15 protein-coding genes, 1 rRNA gene and 1 riboswitch are annotated in these 17,371 nt (G+C 70.1%); of the genes, 13 read left to right on the top strand and 3 right to left on the bottom strand.

Going from position 1 to position 17,371, the window contains the following annotated elements:
- Window positions 1–84 precede the first annotated feature (84 nt).
- From rrf to DVH02_RS32695, 11 genes are all read left to right on the top strand, one after another.
- Window positions 85–201: ribosomal RNA gene (gene rrf, locus DVH02_RS32645) — 5S ribosomal RNA — on the top strand.
- Between the two features lie 133 nt (window positions 202–334).
- Entirely contained in the window at window positions 335–943 is a 609-nt protein-coding gene (locus DVH02_RS32650; RefSeq protein ID WP_199566501.1) for a CDP-alcohol phosphatidyltransferase family protein, read from the top strand.
- A gap of 129 nt (window positions 944–1,072) precedes the next feature.
- The gene (locus DVH02_RS32655; RefSeq protein WP_114627466.1) at window positions 1,073–3,568 is read left to right on the top strand and encodes a mannose-1-phosphate guanyltransferase; all 2,496 of its coding nucleotides are present in this window, start codon (window positions 1,073–1,075) and stop codon (window positions 3,566–3,568) included.
- A 112-nt stretch (window positions 3,569–3,680) separates the two neighbouring features.
- A complete protein-coding gene (locus DVH02_RS32660) occupies window positions 3,681–4,610 on the top strand; it encodes a DUF881 domain-containing protein (protein WP_114627467.1) in 930 nt (309 codons plus the stop codon).
- The gene (locus tag DVH02_RS32665; RefSeq protein ID WP_023543062.1) at window positions 4,607–4,939 is read left to right on the top strand and encodes a small basic family protein; all 333 of its coding nucleotides are present in this window, start codon (window positions 4,607–4,609) and stop codon (window positions 4,937–4,939) included. Before DVH02_RS32660 ends, DVH02_RS32665 begins: the two co-directional genes overlap by 4 nt.
- 5 nt (window positions 4,940–4,944) lie before the next feature.
- Entirely contained in the window at window positions 4,945–5,844 is a 900-nt protein-coding gene (locus DVH02_RS32670; protein ID WP_114627468.1) for a DUF881 domain-containing protein, read from the top strand.
- A gap of 70 nt (window positions 5,845–5,914) precedes the next feature.
- The gene (locus DVH02_RS32675) at window positions 5,915–6,820 is read left to right on the top strand and encodes an FHA domain-containing protein (RefSeq protein WP_114627469.1); all 906 of its coding nucleotides are present in this window, start codon (window positions 5,915–5,917) and stop codon (window positions 6,818–6,820) included.
- 19 nt (window positions 6,821–6,839) lie between these two features.
- Window positions 6,840–7,577, top strand: a complete 738-nt coding sequence (gene ftsR, locus DVH02_RS32680) for a transcriptional regulator FtsR (RefSeq protein WP_114627470.1) — start codon at window positions 6,840–6,842, stop codon at window positions 7,575–7,577.
- A gap of 53 nt (window positions 7,578–7,630) precedes the next feature.
- On the top strand, window positions 7,631–8,104 hold the full coding sequence (locus DVH02_RS32685) for a bifunctional nuclease family protein (protein WP_006123076.1): 474 nt from the start codon (window positions 7,631–7,633) through the stop codon (window positions 8,102–8,104).
- Window positions 8,105–8,281: 177 nt separating this feature from the next.
- Window positions 8,282–8,851: a MerR family transcriptional regulator gene (locus tag DVH02_RS32690; RefSeq protein ID WP_114627471.1), complete on the top strand. Its 570-nt coding sequence runs from the start codon at window positions 8,282–8,284 to the stop codon at window positions 8,849–8,851.
- An 82-nt stretch (window positions 8,852–8,933) separates the two neighbouring features.
- Entirely contained in the window at window positions 8,934–10,508 is a 1,575-nt protein-coding gene (locus DVH02_RS32695; protein WP_114627472.1) for a DNA polymerase IV, read from the top strand.
- On the opposite strand, the gene DVH02_RS32700 is transcribed toward DVH02_RS32695, so the two are convergent.
- Window positions 10,403–10,801: a PRC-barrel domain-containing protein gene (locus DVH02_RS32700; protein ID WP_199566502.1), complete on the bottom strand. Its 399-nt coding sequence runs from the start codon at window positions 10,799–10,801 to the stop codon at window positions 10,403–10,405. The two genes, DVH02_RS32695 and DVH02_RS32700, sit on opposite strands and share 106 nt — an antisense overlap.
- A gap of 113 nt (window positions 10,802–10,914) precedes the next feature.
- A riboswitch (glycine riboswitch) is annotated at window positions 10,915–11,012 on the top strand.
- A 178-nt stretch (window positions 11,013–11,190) separates the two neighbouring features.
- Between DVH02_RS32700 and gcvP the strand changes: the two genes are divergently transcribed.
- Window positions 11,191–14,076: an aminomethyl-transferring glycine dehydrogenase gene (gene gcvP, locus DVH02_RS32705; RefSeq protein ID WP_114627474.1), complete on the top strand. Its 2,886-nt coding sequence runs from the start codon at window positions 11,191–11,193 to the stop codon at window positions 14,074–14,076.
- A gap of 64 nt (window positions 14,077–14,140) precedes the next feature.
- Here gcvP and DVH02_RS32710 read toward each other — a convergent pair whose 3' ends face one another.
- Both DVH02_RS32710 and DVH02_RS32715 read right to left on the bottom strand, forming a co-directional pair.
- Window positions 14,141–14,347, bottom strand: coding sequence for a DUF5999 family protein (locus tag DVH02_RS32710; protein ID WP_199566503.1), 207 nt, complete (start codon window positions 14,345–14,347; stop codon window positions 14,141–14,143).
- A gap of 360 nt (window positions 14,348–14,707) precedes the next feature.
- Window positions 14,708–15,316: a hypothetical protein gene (locus tag DVH02_RS32715; protein ID WP_114627476.1), complete on the bottom strand. Its 609-nt coding sequence runs from the start codon at window positions 15,314–15,316 to the stop codon at window positions 14,708–14,710.
- A 507-nt stretch (window positions 15,317–15,823) separates the two neighbouring features.
- Here DVH02_RS32715 and DVH02_RS32720 point away from each other — a divergent pair.
- Window positions 15,824–17,347 (top strand): glutamate--cysteine ligase, encoded by a 1,524-nt coding sequence (locus DVH02_RS32720; protein ID WP_114627477.1) that lies wholly within the window; start codon window positions 15,824–15,826, stop codon window positions 17,345–17,347.
- Window positions 17,348–17,371 lie beyond the last annotated feature (24 nt).

Here is a 17,371-nt window from a genome sequence, read left to right on the forward strand (position 1 = left end):
TCCACTGTGTTAGTTCTGAAGTAACGAACAGCCGTGTTGGCGTTTCTAATTAGATGCGTCAGTTGTTGGATATCTTCATAGTGTTTCGGTGGTCATTGCGTGAGGGAAACGCCCGGTTACATTCCGAACCCGGAAGCTAAGCCTCACAGCGCCGATGGTACTGCAGGGGGGACCCTGTGGGAGAGTAGGACGCCGCCGAACAATTATTGTGGGAATGCCCCGCACCTTCTGGTGCGGGGCATTTCTGCGTTCACGACCCCCTGGGACCCGATCGCCGACTATGAGGGTAAGGTCAGGAGGCATCGTCGGCACGTTCCACACAGGAGGCCCCCGGGTGGAGGTCCAGGAGACCCGCGTTCAGACGGACCGGGTACTCACCATCCCCAACATCCTCAGCATGGCCCGCCTCGTCGGCGTTCCGCTCTTCCTGTGGCTGATTCTTCGCCCTGAGTTCGGCGGCCCCAACAGCGACCTGTGGGCCCTGCTCGTCCTGATGCTGAGCGGCATCAGCGACTATCTCGACGGCAAGCTCGCCCGCCGGTGGAACCAGATCAGCAGCCTGGGGCGGGTTCTCGACCCCGCCGCCGACCGGCTGTACATCCTTTCCACCCTGGTTGGCCTCACATGGCGCGAGATCCTGCCGCTGTGGCTCACCGCGGCCCTTTTGGCCCGTGAGCTGATGCTTCTGGTCATGGTGGCCATCCTTCGACGCCACGGCTATCCGCCGCCCCAGGTGAACTTCCTCGGAAAGGCCGCTACCTTCAACTTGATGTACGCCTTCCCTCTGCTGCTCCTCAGTGACAGAAGTGGATGGCTTGCGTCACTCGCCGAAGTTTTCGGATGGGCGTTCGCCGGATGGGGTACAAGTCTGTATTGGTGGGCAGGAGTCCTCTATGTGGTCCAGGTCCGCCGGCTCGTGAGGGCGGACACCGTGGCCGATTGAGCTCGTCAATGTGGTGCCGCGCAGTGTCGCGTCGGTCCGCGCCTGACCGCCGAGGGGACTCTCTTCCGACCCGGGTGCCCAGACGGGTGAAGTCGGCGAGCCCGTCTCTTCAAGGAGGACGCTTCCGACATGAAGGCCGTTGTGATGGCCGGTGGCGAAGGCACTCGACTTCGCCCCATGACCTCAAGCATGCCCAAGCCGCTCCTGCCGGTCGTGAACCGGCCGATCATGGAGCATGTGCTGCGGTTGCTCAAGCGCCATGGGCTCTCTGAGACCGTCGTAACCGTGCAATTCCTGGCCTCTCTCGTCAAGAACTACTTCGGCGACGGTGAAGAGCTCGGCATGGAGCTGACCTACGCCAACGAGGAGAAGCCGCTCGGTACCGCTGGGAGCGTGAAGAACGCCGAGGAAGCGCTGAAGGACGACGCCTTCCTCGTCATCTCCGGCGATGCTCTCACCGACTTCGACCTGACCGACCTCATCGCTTTCCACAAGGAGAAGGGCGCACTGGTCACCGTGTGCCTGACCCGGGTGCCGAATCCGCTGGAATTCGGTATCACGATCGTGGACGAGGAAGGAAAGGTCGAACGCTTTCTGGAGAAGCCCACCTGGGGACAGGTCTTCTCGGACACCGTCAACACCGGCATTTACGTGATGGAGCCCGAGGTCTTCGACTATGTCGAGGCCGATGTCTCCGTCGACTGGTCCGGTGATGTCTTCCCGCAGCTCATGAAGGAGGGCAAGCCCGTCTTCGGCTATATCGCCGAGGGCTACTGGGAGGACGTCGGTACGCACGAGAGCTATGTGAAGGCCCAGGCCGACGTGCTCGAAGGCAAGGTCGACGTCGACATCGACGGCTTCGAGATCTCTCCCGGCGTCTGGGTGGCCGAAGGCGCCGAAGTCCATCCCGACGCCGTACTGCGCGGTCCGCTGTACATCGGTGACTACGCGAAGGTCGAGGCGGACGCGGAAATCCGCGAACACACCGTCGTCGGATCCAACGTCGTCGTCAAGACCGGCGCCTTCCTCCACCGGGCCGTGGTCCACGACAACGTGTACATCGGCCAGCACTGCAATCTGCGCGGCTGCGTGATCGGCAAGAACACCGACATCATGCGGGCCGCCAGGATCGAGGACGGCGCCGTCATCGGCGACGAGTGCCTCGTCGGCGAAGAATCGATCATCCAGGGCAATGTGCGGGTCTACCCGTTCAAGACCATCGAGGCAGGCGCCTTCGTCAACACCTCGGTGATCTGGGAGTCCCGCGGACAGGCGAACCTCTTCGGCGCCCGCGGCGTCTCCGGCATCCTGAACGTGGAGATCACCCCTGAGGTCGTGGTGCGGCTGGCGGGCGCCTACGCGACCACGCTCAAGAAGGGGTCCACCGTCACCACGGCGCGTGACCACTCACGTGGTGCGCGCGCCCTCAAGCGAGCCGTGATCTCGTCGCTGCAGTCCAGCGCCATCGACGTCAGGGACCTGGAGAACGTGCCGCTGCCGGTGGCCCGGCAGCAGACCGCCAGGGGCAGCGCCGGCGGGATCATGATCCGTACCTCGCCCGGGGTGCCCGACTCCGTCGACATCATGTTCTTCGACGAGCGGGGCGCCGACCTGTCCCAGGCGGGCCAGCGCAAGCTGGACCGGGTCTACGCGCGCCAGGAGTACCGTCGCGCGTTCCCCGGCGAGATCGGCGATCTGCACTTCCCGGCCAGCGTCTTCGACTCGTACACCGGCTCGCTGCTCCGCAACGTCGACACGACGGGCATTTCCGAGGCCGGACTCAAGGTCGTGGTCGACGCGTCGAACGGCAGCGCCGGGCTCGTACTGCCCAGCCTGCTGGGCCGGCTCGGTGTCGACGCGCTGACCATCAACCCCGGTCTGGACGAATCCCGTCCGACCGAAACGGCCGAATCCCGTCGCTCCGGACTGGTCAGGCTCGGCGAGATCGTGGCCTCGGCGCGCGCCGCGTTCGGCGTCCGGTTCGACCCCGTGGGTGAGCGGCTGTCCCTCGTGGACGAGCGCGGCCGGATCATCGAGGACGACCGGGCGCTGCTCGTCCTGCTCGACCTGGTCGCGGCGGAACGGCGCAGCGGTCGGGTGGCGCTGCCGGTGACCACGACGAGGATCGCCGAGCAGGTCGCCGCGTACCACGGCACGCAGGTCGAGTGGACGACGACGTCGCCCGACGATCTGACCCGGGTGGGCCGCGAGGAGACCACCATCTTCGGCGGCGACGGCCGCGGAGCGTTCATCGTGCCGGAGTTCAGCAGCGTGCTGGACGGTACGGCGGCCTTCGTGCGGCTGATCGGGCTGGTGGCGCGTACGCAGCTCACGCTGAGCCAGATCGACGCCCGTATCCCGCGCGCGCACGTCCTGCGGCGGGATCTGGCCACTCCGTGGGCCGTCAAGGGGCTCGTGATGCGCAGTGTCGTGGAGGCGGCCGGGGACCGGCAAGTGGACACGACCGACGGTGTCCGGGTGGTCGAGGCCGACGGCCGTTGGGTGATGGTGCTGCCGGACCCGTCCGAGGCCGTCACCCATCTGTGGGCCGAGGGTCCTGACGACGCGTCGGCCCAGGCGCTGCTCGACGAGTGGTCGTCCGTGGTGGACGGCGCCGGGCACTAGGCACTTCGCCCCACCTGTCGTCCCCCTGTGCCGGGCGGCCTCCCCGGAGGCCGCCCGGCACAGGGGTGGGGCCATTCGGCGGTAGCGTTCACGACGTGCGACGATGTGCGGCATGTCGCAGCAGTCCCCCGATCGGAGCACCGTTTCTCCGCACGCGCGCCCCGACGCGTCGATGTCGCTGCTGAACAACGTGATGAACCACGGCCTCGACGAGGGGTACGCGGAGGCGGCGGCCCGCAGGGACGCCGAGGAGGGCGGACTGCCCCGCACCCTCAGGGCGAAACTGGGGCTCGCGGCCGGGCTGGTGCTGGCCGCTCTGGTGGTCACCGTCGGCGCGGCCCAGGCGCGGATCTCGGCCCCGGTCGTGGCCAAGGAGCGCGAAGAGCTGATCGACCGCATCAACGCGGAGACTTCGGCGGCCGACACGCTGGAGCGGACCGTCGAGAAGCTGCGCGGCGAGGTCGGCGACCGGCAGCGCGCGGCGCTGCGCTCGCAGGGCGGGGACCAGGGGGAGCTGGTCGGGCTGCTGGCCGGTGCGACCCCGGTGACGGGTCCGGGGGTGAAGCTCGTGGTGGACGACGCCAAGGAGGCATCCTCGGGCGGTGGCGGACCGCGCGAGAGCAGCGGGTTCTCCGACACCGGCCGGGTACGGGACCGGGACATGCAGCGGGTGGTCAACGGCCTGTGGGAGTCCGGCGCTGAAGCGATCGCGATCAACGACCAGCGGCTGACGTCGCTGTCGGCGATCAGGGCCGCGGGCGACGCCATACTGGTCGACAACAGGCCGCTGGTGCCGCCGTACACCGTGCTCGCGGTGGGGGACGGGAAGAAGCTGAGCGAGGCATTTCAAGCCAGCGCCGACGGTCTGTATCTGCGCTCCCTGCGGGACGACTTCGACATCCGCACCAAGATCTCCGATGAGGGCGAGGTGCGGCTGCCCGCCGCGCCGAGCCTGATCGTACGCACAGCACAGCCGAAGGCCGACGCCGCCGCGAAAGGCAACGGGCGGCGCGCGGCAGACACCGAGAAGGGCACATCGTGATCGCCGTACTGGGCCTCGTCGTGGGAGTCGTGGTCGGGCTGTTGGTCCGGCCCGAGGTGCCGGCAGTGGTCGAGCCCTATCTGCCCATCGCCGTCGTCGCCGCGCTGGACGCGGTCTTCGGCGGCCTGCGGGCCATGCTCGACGGCATCTTCGTCGACAAGGTGTTCGTCGTCTCCTTCCTGTCGAACGTGGTGGTCGCCGCGCTCATCGTCTTCCTGGGCGACAAGCTGGGCGTGGGCGCCCAGCTGTCCACCGGGGTGGTCGTCGTGTTCGGCATCCGGATCTTCTCCAACGCTGCCGCGATCCGGCGGCACGTGTTCCGGGCGTGAGGCCGATGAACGACGAGAACAAGCCAGTCGGGAACGACCCGGACGGGAGCGCGCCGGACGAGCGGCCGGCGGGCGGGCCCGAGCGGGGCGACGCCGCGCGCGGACGCGAGCTGCCGTCCCTCCAGGGCGCCGCGCCCGCCTCCGGAGCCCCCGAGGACCCCGGCGCCCCTCAGGAGCCCCAACAGCTCACCGGGCGGCAGAGGTTGGCGGCCGGTCTCTGGCCGCCGCGGGTGACGCGGGCTCAGCTCGTCGTCGCCCTGCTGCTGTTCGGCCTCGGCCTGGGGCTCGCGATCCAGGTGCGGTCCAACAACGACGACAGCGCGCTGCGCGGGGCCCGCCAGGAGGACCTGGTGCGGATCCTGGACGAGCTGGACAACCGTACGCAGCGGCTGGAGGACGAGAAGTCGCGCCTGGACGACCAGCGCACCGAGCTGGAGACCAGCTCGGACCAGGCGGAGGAGGCTCGCAAGCAGACGCGGGAGAAGGAGCAGCAGCTCGGCGTCCTGGCGGGCACGGTCGCCGCGCAGGGGCCGGGGATCACGCTGACGATCGACGACCCGAGCGGTACGGTCTCCCCCGACATGCTGCTCGACGCGCTGCAGGAGCTGCGGGCCGCGGGCGCCGAGGCCATCCAGGTCAATGACGTCCGGGTGGTCGCGCGTACATACTTCTCCGGTGGCGGCGGTGACGTACAGGTGGACGGCAAGGCGGTGACCGCGCCGTACAGCTTCAAGGTCATCGGCAAGCCGCAGGATCTGGAGCCCGCCCTCAACATTCCGGGCGGGGTGGTCCAGACGTTGGAGAAGGAGCAGGCCACGGCCACGGTGACGCGTGCTGAGAAGATCATCGTGGATGCCTTGCGACCGGCGAAGCGTCCTGACTACGCTCGGTCGTCATCACGGTGACGCGGCGGTGCATGGCGGCCGTCGGACGCGGGCATGAGGTTGCGGGGGGTCGGCGCGCGATCAGCGTGGTGTGTGGTGGAAACTGTCCGGTGGATACGGACGTTGTCAAGATGTCCGGGTCGGCAGGTGTGTTCATTCAGGGTTCGTCCTGCCCCACGGGCGGGTCTGTTTCGGTCAAGGGGAATCGCCCGTGAAGTTGTTTGGGAAGTTGTTCGGCAAGAGCGCGCGCGAGGACGGCGGTTCCAACCGCCATCGTGCATCGCGCCAGGGTGGGAGTGAGGAACCGAGCGGTGAGCGCCCGCTCTTCCGGGACCAGGTGGGTGGCGAGCCGACGCCGGGGCACGGCGCGTCGTCTGTTGACCCCGCTGGTACCGGACGCATAGGTTTCGGTGAATCATCTGCCCCCGGTGGGCAGTCGCGGCAGGAGGAACCCACGATGGCGGGCTTGCCGGTCTGTACGAGATGCGGGCACCGGAACGCCGAGGCGAGCCGGTTCTGCTCCAACTGCGGCGCGCCGCTGCGGGGCGGGGTCCCCGCCGAGCGCGCTTCGGAGACGACCTCGACGATCTCCATCTCGGGTCTTGAGGCGTACGACTCGGAAGTGACGGGACAGACGTCGCTTCCCTCGCTGACCCCGGAGGCCCAGGCCGCCGTCGACGCCCTGCCGCCCGGCTCGGCGCTGCTGGTGGTCCGTCGCGGTCCCAACTCGGGGAGCCGTTTCCTTCTGGACGGCGACCTGACGACGGCGGGCCGGCACCCGGAGAGCGACATCTTCCTCGACGACGTGACCGTGTCGCGCCGTCATGTGGAGTTCCGCAGAGGCGCGGACGGGCATTTCACCTGCTCGGACGTGGGCAGTCTGAACGGTACGTACGTCAATCGTGAGCCGACCGACTCGGTCCTGCTGGCGAACGGCGACGAAGTCCAGATCGGTAAGTACCGGATGGTCTTCTACGCGAGCCAGCGGGGCGTGTGACCCTCACCAGGGAAGGTCCATGCCGCTGACATCCAAGGGCGGTGCCGGACACGGCACCGCCCGCACGGCCGAGCCGCTGATCAGCATCGGCGCGGTGCTGGCCCGGCTGCGGGACGAGTTTCCCGAGGTCTCGATCTCCAAGATCCGTTTTCTGGAGGCCGAGGGCCTCGTCGAGCCGAGCAGAACGCCCTCCGGCTACCGCAAATTCAGTCCCGGTGACGTCGAGCGGCTGGCCCGGATCCTGCGCATGCAGCGGGACCACTACCTGCCCCTCAAGGTCATCAGGGAGCATCTGGACGCCCTGGAGCGGGGCGAGCACGTATCGCTGCCCGCGCCGCAGCGCGGGCCGCTGGAGGGCGTCCAGGACGCGGAATCGGGGCGTCCCACCGCCGCGCGGATCGGCCGGGAGGAGCTGCTGGCCGCCGCGGAGGTCGGCGAGAGCGCGCTGGCGGAGTGGGAGTCGTACGGACTCATCACCCCGCTGCCGGAGGGCGGCTACGACGCCGAGACGGTCACTGTCGCGAAACTCGTCTCGGATCTCGGACGCTTCGGTCTCGAACCCCGGCATCTGCGCGTGATGAAAGCGGCCGCGGAACGCGAGGCCGGACTGGTCGAGCAGGTGGTGGCGCCGCTGCGTCGGCACCGTAATCCGCAGACCAGAGCCCATGCCGAGGCGACCACCAAGGAGCTGGCCACCCTCTCCGTGCGGCTGCATCAGGCGCTGTTCCGGACGGCTCTCGGGGACCGCCGGTACTGATCATGGGGGAGTCCGACTACCCAAACCTGCCGGGCACGTCCTAGGGTTGCTGTGTGAACGAGCTCGACGTTGTGGGTGTCCGGGTGGAAATGCCCTCCAACCAACCGATCGTGCTCCTGCGTGAAGTGGGAGGCGATCGTTACCTCCCCATCTGGATCGGACCGGGGGAGGCGACCGCGATCGCCTTCGCCCAGCAGGGCATGGCCCCGGCCCGACCGCTGACCCATGATCTCTTCAAGGACGTGCTGGAGGCGGTCGGCCAGGAGCTGACCGAAGTCCGGATCACGGACCTGCGGGAAGGGGTCTTCTACGCGGAGCTGGTCTTCGCGAGCGGGGTCGAGGTGAGCGCCAGGCCGTCGGATGCCATAGCGCTGGCACTGCGCACGGGCACACCGATCTACGGCAGTGACGGGGTTCTGGACGATGCCGGCATCGCCATCCCGGACGAGCAGGAGGACGAGGTGGAGAAGTTCCGCGAGTTCCTCGACCAGATCTCTCCGGAGGACTTCGGGACCAACAGCCAGTGACCGGCCGGAGCGCCGCACCGGCCCCCGTCCGGGCATTCGGTCAGCCTTTCCCCGGAACAGGACACGGGAAACCACTCTCAGGGTGATTATCACTCGGCGTGGCGAGTGTGGCGATCGTTGACGCACCCCGGGTGACTGCCTACCTTCGACAGGGCAGGTCAAGGACGGAGGGTCGGCGTGAGAAGCAGCGGCGACGGTACGGCGGCGGGCGGTCCGTATCCGCTTCACGGCAGCGCGCCCGACCCCGGTGCGGAGGCGGTCGGATACCGGGGTCCGACCGCGTGTGCGGCGGCGGGCATCACGTACCGCCAGTTGGACTACTGGGCGCGTACGGGGCTGGTCGAGCCCAGCGTGCGCCCGGCGTACGGATCGGGCACCCAGCGGCTCTACAGCTTCCGCGACGTGGTCGTCCTCAAGATCGTGAAGCGGTTCCTGGACACCGGGGTGGCCCTGCAGAACATCCGGGCCGCGGTGCAGCACCTGCGCGCCAGGGGCTTCAAGGACCTGGACCGCATGACGCTCATGAGCGACGGCGCGACGGTCCACGAGTGCACCTCCCCGGACGAGGTCGTGAGCCTGCTCCAGGGCGGGCAGGGCGTTTTCGGGATCGCCGTGGGCGTGGTGTGGCGGGACGTGGAGGCCGCGCTGTCGCAGCTGCACGGCGAGCGGATCGACACCGGCGAGACGCTGATCGGGAACAATCCGGCGGACGAACTGGCGCGCAGGCGCCGCGACCGGGCCGTCTGACGCCGCTCGCGACATCGCTCGCGGCGCCGTTCCCGGCGCCGCGAGCGGCCCGTTGTCAGTGGTGTGAGGCAGCATCGGTGGTGTGAGACCCGCGCCGACGATCCTGCATCTGGACATGGATGCCTTCTTCGCCGCCGCCGAGCAGGCGGCGAAGCCGAGCCTGCGCGGAAAGCCCGTGGTGGTGGGCGGCCTCGGCCCGCGCGGCGTGGTCTCGACCGCCTCGTACGAGGCGAGGCGGTTCGGGGTGCACTCGGCGATGCCCATGGCGCAGGCCAGACGCCTCGCGCCGAACGCCGCGTATCTCGTGCCGCGCTTCGCGCTCTACCGTGAGGTCAGCGAGCGGGTCATGGGTCTCCTGGGCGCGCTCTCGCCGCTGGTGGAGCCGCTGAGCCTGGACGAGGCGTTCGTGGACCTGGAGGCGGGCGGCTCGGCGCATGACACCGCCTCGGCGCTGGCGGCCGGTGAGCGGCTGCGCCGGGACATCAGGGCGGCCACCGGGCTCGCGGGCTCGGTCGGGCTGGCCGGTTCCAAGATGCTCGCGAAGATCGGCTCGGAGCAGGCCAAGCCGGACGGCCTGGTGCTCATAGAGCCGGGTACGGAGCGCGCGCTGCTGGGCCCCATGTCCGTGCGGATCCTGCCGGGGGTGGGCCCGGCGACGGGGGAGCACCTGCGGCGGGCCGGGATGACGACCGTCGCCCATCTGGCGGAGGCGGGCGAGGACGAACTCGTACGCCTGCTGGGCAAGGCCCACGGCATCTCGCTGTACCGGATGGCCCGGGGGCACGACGACCGGCCCGTGGTCTCCGAGCGCGAGGCCAAGTCGGTCTCGGTGGAGGACACCTTCGACGTCGATCTGCACGACCGGGTGCGGGTGCGCGCCGAGGTCGACCGGCTCGCCGAGCGGTGCGTGGGGCGGCTGCGGGCCGCCGGTCACTCGGGGCGCACCGTCGTCCTGAAGGTCCGGCGCTACGACTTCTCGACGCTGACCCGTTCGGAGACGCTGCGCGGGCCCACGGACGATCCCGGGGTGGTGCGGGAGGCCGCCGGGCGGCTGCTGGAGGCGGTGGACACCACGGGCGGGGTACGGCTGCTGGGCGTGGGCGTGACCGGGCTGGCGGACTACACGCAGGAGGACCTCTTCGCCCAGGCCGCCGCCGACCGGGACCGGGCGGAGCGGGCCGAGAGGGCGGAGGCGGCGGAGAGGGCCGAGGCGGCGGAGGAGGCCCGGTCGGGCGACGGTGCGCCCGGACCGGCGCCCGAGGCCGTCAGCGGCCCTGTGGACGGGCCCGTGGAGGGGCCCGAGGCGCTCGCCGAGCGCCGCTTCCCCGCCGGGCACGATGTGCGCCACGCCGTGTTCGGGCCCGGCTGGGTGCAGGGCAGTGGGCTGCGGAGGGTGACCGTACGGTTCGAGGAGCCGGGGTCCGCCCCCGGCTGGGTGCGGACGTTCTGGATCGACGACCCCGATCTGGCGCTCTCCGAGCCGCTGCCGCTGGTGCCGCGGACCCCGCCGGCCGCGGACCCCGCGGAGGCCGGGGCGGCGGGCGCCGGGGGTCAGTCCTCCTGTCCGGCGAGCCGGCCGAAGTCGCGTTCCGAGTCCCGGTCGGAGCGGGAGGCCGGCCGCTCCGGCGGATTCGGAGCGGGGAGAGCGAGGCCGTAGTGGTGGTAGAGCTGGAGTTCCTGGTCGGGGGAGAGATGGCGGCCCACGCCGAAATCGGGCGCGTCCTTGATCAGGGACCGTTCGAAGGGGACCCGCAGCCCGTCGACGGCCAGGGTGCTGGGGGCGAGGGGGACGAACGCGTCCCTGCTGAACAGACCCGTGCGCACGGCCGCCCACTCGGGTACGCCCGTCGCGTCGTCCAGATACACCTCGTCGACCGTGCCGAGCTTGTTGCCGTCCCGGTCGAACGCCTTGCGCCCTATCAGACTGCGCGGATCGATATCGGTCTCCACGGTCCCTCCAACTGGTCGCAACTGCTCGTAAGGACTACAAAAGTGCAGATCCCGGGCGGCGGCCACTCGAAGGCCGCCCCGAGAGGCCCGCTGGTAGGCTGGCGAGCGGCTGCTGACCCCGTGCGGGAGAGTTCTCCGGTGAGATCGCCGGAGGCGCCGAAGGAGCAACTCCTCCCCGGAATCTCTCAGGCCCCCGTACCGCGCGGACGAGGTCACTCTGGAAAGCAGAGCGGTGTCGGACGGCATCGGCTCTCACCGACGGTGAAAACCGGTCTGCCACGCGGCGGACCGGTGAAGCTCTCAGGTCGAGATGACAGAGGGGGAGGCCGTCCGGGCACCCGCGTCCTGGTGCCCCTCGTAGGTCGTGGCAGACCAGGAGGCCCTCCGCTATGAACGCCCCCCGTATTCCGCTCTCCCAGCTGGAGCGAGGCACCCCCTTCGAGCAGCGCCACATAGGCCCCGACGCGGGCGCCCAGGCGAAGATGCTGGCGCAGGTCGGCTACGGCTCGCTCGACGAGCTGACCGACGCGGCCGTGCCCGACGTGATCAGGAGCGCCGAGGCGCTGCGGCTGCCCGAGGCCCGCACGGAGGCCGAGGTCCTGGCCGAGCTGCGCGGGCTCGCCGAGCGCAACCAGGTGCTCGCCCCGATGATCGGCCTCGGCTACTACGGCACGTTCACGCCGCCGGTCATCCTGCGCAACGTCATGGAGAACCCCGCCTGGTACACCGCGTACACGCCCTACCAGCCGGAGATCTCGCAGGGCCGCCTCGAAGCCCTGCTCAACTTCCAGACCATGGTGGCCGAGCTGACCGGGCTGCCCACCTCGGGCGCCTCCCTGCTCGACGAGTCCACGGCGGCTGCCGAGGCGATGGCCCTGTCGCGGCGCGTCGGCAAGGTCAAGGACGGCGTCTTCCTGGTGGACGCCGACGCGCTGCCGCAGACCATCGCCGTGATCAGGACCCGCGCCGAGCCGACCGGGGTCGAGGTCGTCGTCGCGGATCTGAGCGAGGGCATCTCCGAGGAGATCGCGGAGCGCGGCGTCTTCGGCGTGCTCGTGCAGTACCCGGGCGCGTCCGGGGCCGTCCGCGACATCCGCGCCGTGATCGAGCGCGCGCACGCGCTGGGCGCGGTCGTCACCGTCGCCGCCGACCTGCTCGCGCTGACGCTGCTGACGCCCCCCGGCGAGCTGGGCGCGGACATCGCGGTCGGCACCAGCCAGCGTTTCGGGGTGCCGATGGGCTTCGGCGGACCGCACGCCGGGTTCATGGCCGTACGGGAGAAGTTCGCGCGCAGCCTGCCGGGCCGCCTCGTCGGGGTCTCCGTGGACGCCGACGGCAACAAGGCGTACCGGCTGGCGCTCCAGACCCGCGAGCAGCACATCCGCCGCGAGAAGGCCACCAGCAACATCTGCACCGCACAGGTGCTCCTCGCCGTCATGGCCGGAATGTACGCGGTCTACCACGGCCCCGACGGGCTGCGCTCCATCGCGCGCCGTACCCACCGCTACGCGACGCTGCTGGCCGAGGGGCTGCGCGCGGGCGGGGTCCCGCTCGCGCACGACGCGTACTTCGACACGCTGACCGCCGTCGTGCCCGGCCGGGCCGCCGAGGTGGTCGCCGCCGCCCGCGAGGGCGGGGTCAACCTCCGCCAGGTCGACGCCGACCAGGTCCTGGTGGCCTGCGACGAGACCACGGGCCGCGCCCAACTCGGCGCCGTCTGGACCGCCTTCGGCGTCGACGGCGACGTCGAGGCGCTGGACGCGGAGACGGCCGACGCGCTGCCGGCGGCGCTGCTGCGCGGCGACGACTATCTGACGCACCCCGTCTTCCACCAGTACCGCTCGGAGACGGCGATGCTGCGCTACCTGCGCCGCCTCGCCGACCGTGACTACGCGCTGGACCGCGGGATGATCCCGCTCGGTTCCTGCACCATGAAGCTGAACGCGACGACCGAGATGGAGCCGGTGACCTGGCCCGAGTTCGGCGCGCTGCACCCCTTCGCCCCGGCCGAGCAGGCGCAGGGCTACCTCACGCTCATCCGGGAGCTGGAGGAGCGGCTCGCCGAGGTCACCGGCTACGACGCGGTCTCCCTGCAGCCCAACGCCGGTTCGCAGGGCGAGCTGGCCGGTCTGCTGGCCGTACGCGCCTACCACCGGGCCAACGGCGACACCGGGCGCACCGTCTGCCTCATCCCGTCCTCGGCGCACGGGACGAACGCGGCGAGCGCGGTGATGGCGGGCATGAAGGTCGTCGTCGTCAAGACCCGCGAGGACGGCGACGTCGACGTCGAGGACCTGCACGCCAAGATCGAGCGGTACGGCGCGGAGCTGGCCGTCCTGATGGTCACCTACCCCTCCACGCACGGCGTGTTCGAGGAGCACATCAGCGACATCTGCGCGGCCGTGCACGACGCGGGCGGCCAGGTGTACGTGGACGGCGCGAACCTCAACGCGCTGGTGGGGCTGGCCAAGCCGGGCAGGTTCGGCTCGGACGTCTCGCATCTGAACCTGCACAAGACGTTCTGCATCCCGCACGGCGGCGGCGGTCCCGGGGTCGGCCCCGTCGGCGTACGGGCCCACCTCGCCCCGTACCTGCCCAACCACCCGCTGCAGCCCGCTGCCGGGCCCGCGACGGGCGTCGGGCCGATCTCGGCGGCGCCGTGGGGCTCGGCGGGCATCCTGCCGATCTCCTGGGCGTACGTCAGGCTGATGGGCGGCGCGGGCCTCAAGCGCGCGACGCAGGTGGCCGTGCTCGCCGCCAACTACATCGCCAAGCGGCTGGAGCCGCACTACCCCGTGCTCTACACGGGCCCGAACGGGCTGGTCGCGCACGAGTGCATCGTGGATCTGCGGCCGCTGTCCAAGGCCAGCGGGGTCAGCGTCGACGACATCGCCAAGCGGCTGATCGACTACGGCTTCCACGCGCCGACGATGTCGTTCCCGGTGGCGGGCACCCTGATGATCGAACCCACGGAGAGCGAGGATCTGCACGAGATCGACCGCTTCTGCGAGGCGATGATCGCGATCCGTCGGGAGATCGAGAGGGTCGCCTCGGGCGAGTGGCCCGCCGACGACAACCCGTTGGGCAACGCGCCGCACACGGCGGCGGCGCTGGGCGGCGAGTGGGCCCACGCGTACAGCCGGAGCGAGGCGGTCTTCCCGGCCGGTGTCGACGCCGCCGACAAGTACTGGCCGCCGGTCCGCCGGATCGACGGCGCCTTCGGCGACCGCAACCTGGTCTGCTCCTGCCCGCCGCTGGACGAGTACGACCACTGAGGACATGCGTCGGGGCCGGTGCGGAGGAAGTCTCTCCGGGCCGGCCCCCGTCATACCGGCGGTGTCAGGCCGCCGTCACCACTCGTTCGGTCCGCAGCGGCCGGTGCGGGGCGATGATCCTCCCGTTCGGCAGCAGCTCGCCGGTGTCCTCGAAGAGCAGAACGCCGTTGCACAGCAGACTCCAGCCCTGCTCCGGGTGGTGCGCCATCAGTCGGGCGGCGTCGCGGTCGGCGGAGTCGGCTGTCGGGCAGGCTGGTTGATGCTGGCACATGGGCGGGTTCTTTCGCTGGGTCGTCGTGAGAGTCCTGCGGCTCGATGGGTTCATGGCCGCCCCCCGTATCTGTCGTGTCCTGTCCTAGTGTTGCCCCACGGACGGCGATCCGCAGGGATTTCGCGGCAGCGCTTCCTTCTGCTCAAGGACGCGTCACCCGGCCGGACGGTTCAGTTCGGCAGGGCCCACTTTTCGGATGGTTTCCGGTGGCCCGACCTGACTAGTCCGGATGGGCAGTGCCCTCTCCGGTGGGCAGCACCGTGCCCCGCGGCCGTCGGGGGCTGCGGGGCAACAAGAGGCGCTGATACGGGTTCCGAGGGGAGACGGCGTGCGGCCGGGCGCTGCCGCACGGGGCGGGCTTCAGGCGGGTGTGGTGAGCAGCGGCGGCGGGGCGAGCCGCAGTCCGATCATCGGCAGCAGCTCGGTGACCCGGTGCGGCCGGTGCGCCGCGATGCCCGGTGGGGCGGGCGCGAGGGGGACCAGGATGTCGACCGGGTCGGGCGTGCCCGTGCCCGCGTCGGCCTCCGTGTCCCCGTGCAGCCAGAGCGTGAGCATGTACAGCTCGGGCACGGACAGCAGCCGGGGCTGGTACAGGGTCGTCAGCCCCTCGGCCTGGCGCAGCGCACGCTCGGTGGCGGTGAGGTAAGGGCCTTCGAAGAAGCGGGAGAAGGCCCAGCCGTCGGCGGTGAGCATCGTGTCGGCGGCGGCCACGGTGCGCTCGCCGCTCCGGATCAGGAAGCGCCAGCCGGTCAGTCTGGTCCGGGGCGCGCGGCCGTCGGGCGCGGCCGCGCGCCCCGCCGGGGTGACATGGTCGAGCACGTGGACGGGGAGCGGGAGTTCGGGGCTCAGCGGTCCCTGGACGGACTGCAGGGCCGGGGTGCGGGCATCGCGGACGGCTGTGGGGGAACTGAGTGCCGCGAGAACGCTGCGCAGGGCGGGCGCCGGGGCCGGGGGTACTTGCAGCGGCATGGTGGGTTGCCTCTCACTCGGAGACAGGGTGAAGCGTGAAGTGGAGCATGACTTCTGCGGACGTCGCTGTCGGCATGCGGGGTCAGAGGTGGGCTTCAGCTCGGGTGCGGCCGGACGCCGACTCTCTGCCTCGTAGCCGGAGTTTATACGACACGTGTTCGCGTCATGTTTCTTCTAGCTGTCCCAGATATTGCGGACAAGGCACTATTAAGTCCTTCTCTCGCGGGTTTTCCGTGGATAAACACCGAAGAGAAGGTGTCTGGCCTGGGATGATTCGCCCTGCGGGGACGGCTGAAACTCGTCTGCGTTATTCGCGGTAGGACGGGGCAGGGGAAACAGAGCACCACGCCATGCCATAGGAATGTGCCGCGGGACCGCAGGACAACAGTAGCGGTCCGCGTGCGCCGACGGGGCGGGAAGACGTTACGGATCACCGGGTGTGGGCATTATCGATCGTGACGCGAGCGGCCGGTGCCGCGGGCTGCCCACTGGAGGAGGGACCCTTCGATGGGGGAGAAGGTCGAAGCGGACGGTTCCGGTCTGTCCGATCGGCAGAAGTACCGCAGGAAGCTTCAGCAGTGCCTGACGGTGCTGGAGCGGCTCCTGGCGGAGGAGCGGTTCGACCGGCCCAAGAATCTCATGGGCCTGGAGATCGAGCTGAATCTGGCGGGCTCCGACGGGATGCCCCGCATGATGAATGCGGAGGTGCTCAAGCGCATCGCGAGCGGTGATTTCCAGACCGAACTCGGCATGTTCAACCTGGAAGTCAATGTGGCGCCGCACCGGTTGGACGGCCGGGTTCTCGATCAGCTCGCCGAAGAACTGCGCACCGGGCTGGGATATGCTCACCGCAAAGCGACGGAGGTGGACGCCGGGATCGTGATGATCGGAATTCTTCCGACGCTCACCCGGCAGGACGTGGTCTCCGCGAATCTCTCCGACGTGGACCGCTACACACTCCTCAACCAGCAGATGGTCGCGGCCAGGGGAGAGGATTTCACTCTCGACATCGACGGGGTGGAACGGCTCACCTGTACGTCGGCCTCGATCACCCCGGAGGCCGCCTGCACCTCCGTGCAGCTGCACCTCCAGGTCACCCCCGACCGCTTCGCCGACGTGTGGAACGCGGCGCAGTGCGTGGCATCCGTGCAGGTGGCACTCGGTGCCAACGCGCCCTTCCTGTTCGGCCACGAGCTGTGGCGGGAGTCCAGACCACCCCTGTTCGAACAGGCCACGGACACCAGGCCGCCGGAGCTGAAGGCCCAGGGCGTACGGCCCAGGACCTGGTTCGGGGAGCGCTGGATCGACTCCGCCTACGACCTGTTCGAGGAGAACCTGAAGTACTTCCCGCCCCTGCTGCCGATCTGCGACGACGAGGAACCGCTGGCGGTGCTCGACGGCGGCCGGGTGCCCGGCCTCCAGGAGCTGGCGCTGCACAACGGCACCGTCTACCGCTGGAACCGGCCGGTGTACGAGGTGGCCGACGGCGTGCCCCATCTGCGCGTGGAGAACCGGGTGCTGCCGGCGGGGCCCACCGTCACCGACGTGATCGCCAACGCCGCCTTCTACTACGGACTGGTGCGGGCACTCGCCGAGGACGCCCGGCCGGTGTGGAGTCGGCTCTCCTTCGCCGAGGCGGCGGCCAACTTCGACACGGCCTGCCGCCACGGCATCGACGCCGAGCTGCGCTGGCCCCGCCCCGGGCGGGCCGCCGGAATCACGACGGTGCCGGTGGTCAAGCTCGTACGGGACGAACTGCTGCCGCTGGCCGCGGCCGGGCTCGACGCGTGGAACGTCGAGCCCGCGGACCGCGACTTCTACCTCGGGGTGATCGAGGAGCGGTGCAAGCGGCGGGTCAACGGCGCCTCGTGGCAGGTGGACACCTTCCACCGGGCGCTGGAGGCGGGCCTCGACCGTGAGGCCGCGCTGGCGGCCACCACCCGGCGCTACTGCGAGCTGATGCACGAGGGCGAGCCCGTGCACAGCTGGCCGGCGGGAGAGCCCCGGGGAGCTGTCGGGGAGGGCCGATGAGGCGAGCGGGGCCGGGGGTGGGGC

This window comes from Streptomyces corynorhini, assembly GCF_003346515.1.
In the GTDB taxonomy this organism is placed as follows: Bacteria; Actinomycetota; Actinomycetes; order Streptomycetales; family Streptomycetaceae; genus Streptomyces; species Streptomyces corynorhini.

Bases quoted from the DNA above. Each gene is read 5' to 3' on its own strand.
- DVH02_RS32655 (WP_114627466.1), top strand. From the start codon at position 1,073: ATGAAGGCCGTTGTGATGGCCGGTGGCGAAGGCACTCGACTTCGCCCC.
- DVH02_RS32660 (WP_114627467.1), top strand. From the start codon at position 3,681: ATGTCGCAGCAGTCCCCCGATCGGAGCACCGTTTCTCCGCACGCGCGC.
- DVH02_RS32670 (WP_114627468.1), top strand. From the start codon at position 4,945: ATGAACGACGAGAACAAGCCAGTCGGGAACGACCCGGACGGGAGCGCG.
- ftsR (WP_114627470.1), top strand. From the start codon at position 6,840: ATGCCGCTGACATCCAAGGGCGGTGCCGGACACGGCACCGCCCGCACG.
- gcvP (WP_114627474.1), top strand. From the start codon at position 11,191: ATGAACGCCCCCCGTATTCCGCTCTCCCAGCTGGAGCGAGGCACCCCC.
- DVH02_RS32710 (WP_199566503.1), bottom strand. From the start codon at position 14,347: ATGTGCCAGCATCAACCAGCCTGCCCGACAGCCGACTCCGCCGACCGC.
- DVH02_RS32715 (WP_114627476.1), bottom strand. From the start codon at position 15,316: ATGCCGCTGCAAGTACCCCCGGCCCCGGCGCCCGCCCTGCGCAGCGTT.
- DVH02_RS32720 (WP_114627477.1), top strand. From the start codon at position 15,824: ATGGGGGAGAAGGTCGAAGCGGACGGTTCCGGTCTGTCCGATCGGCAG.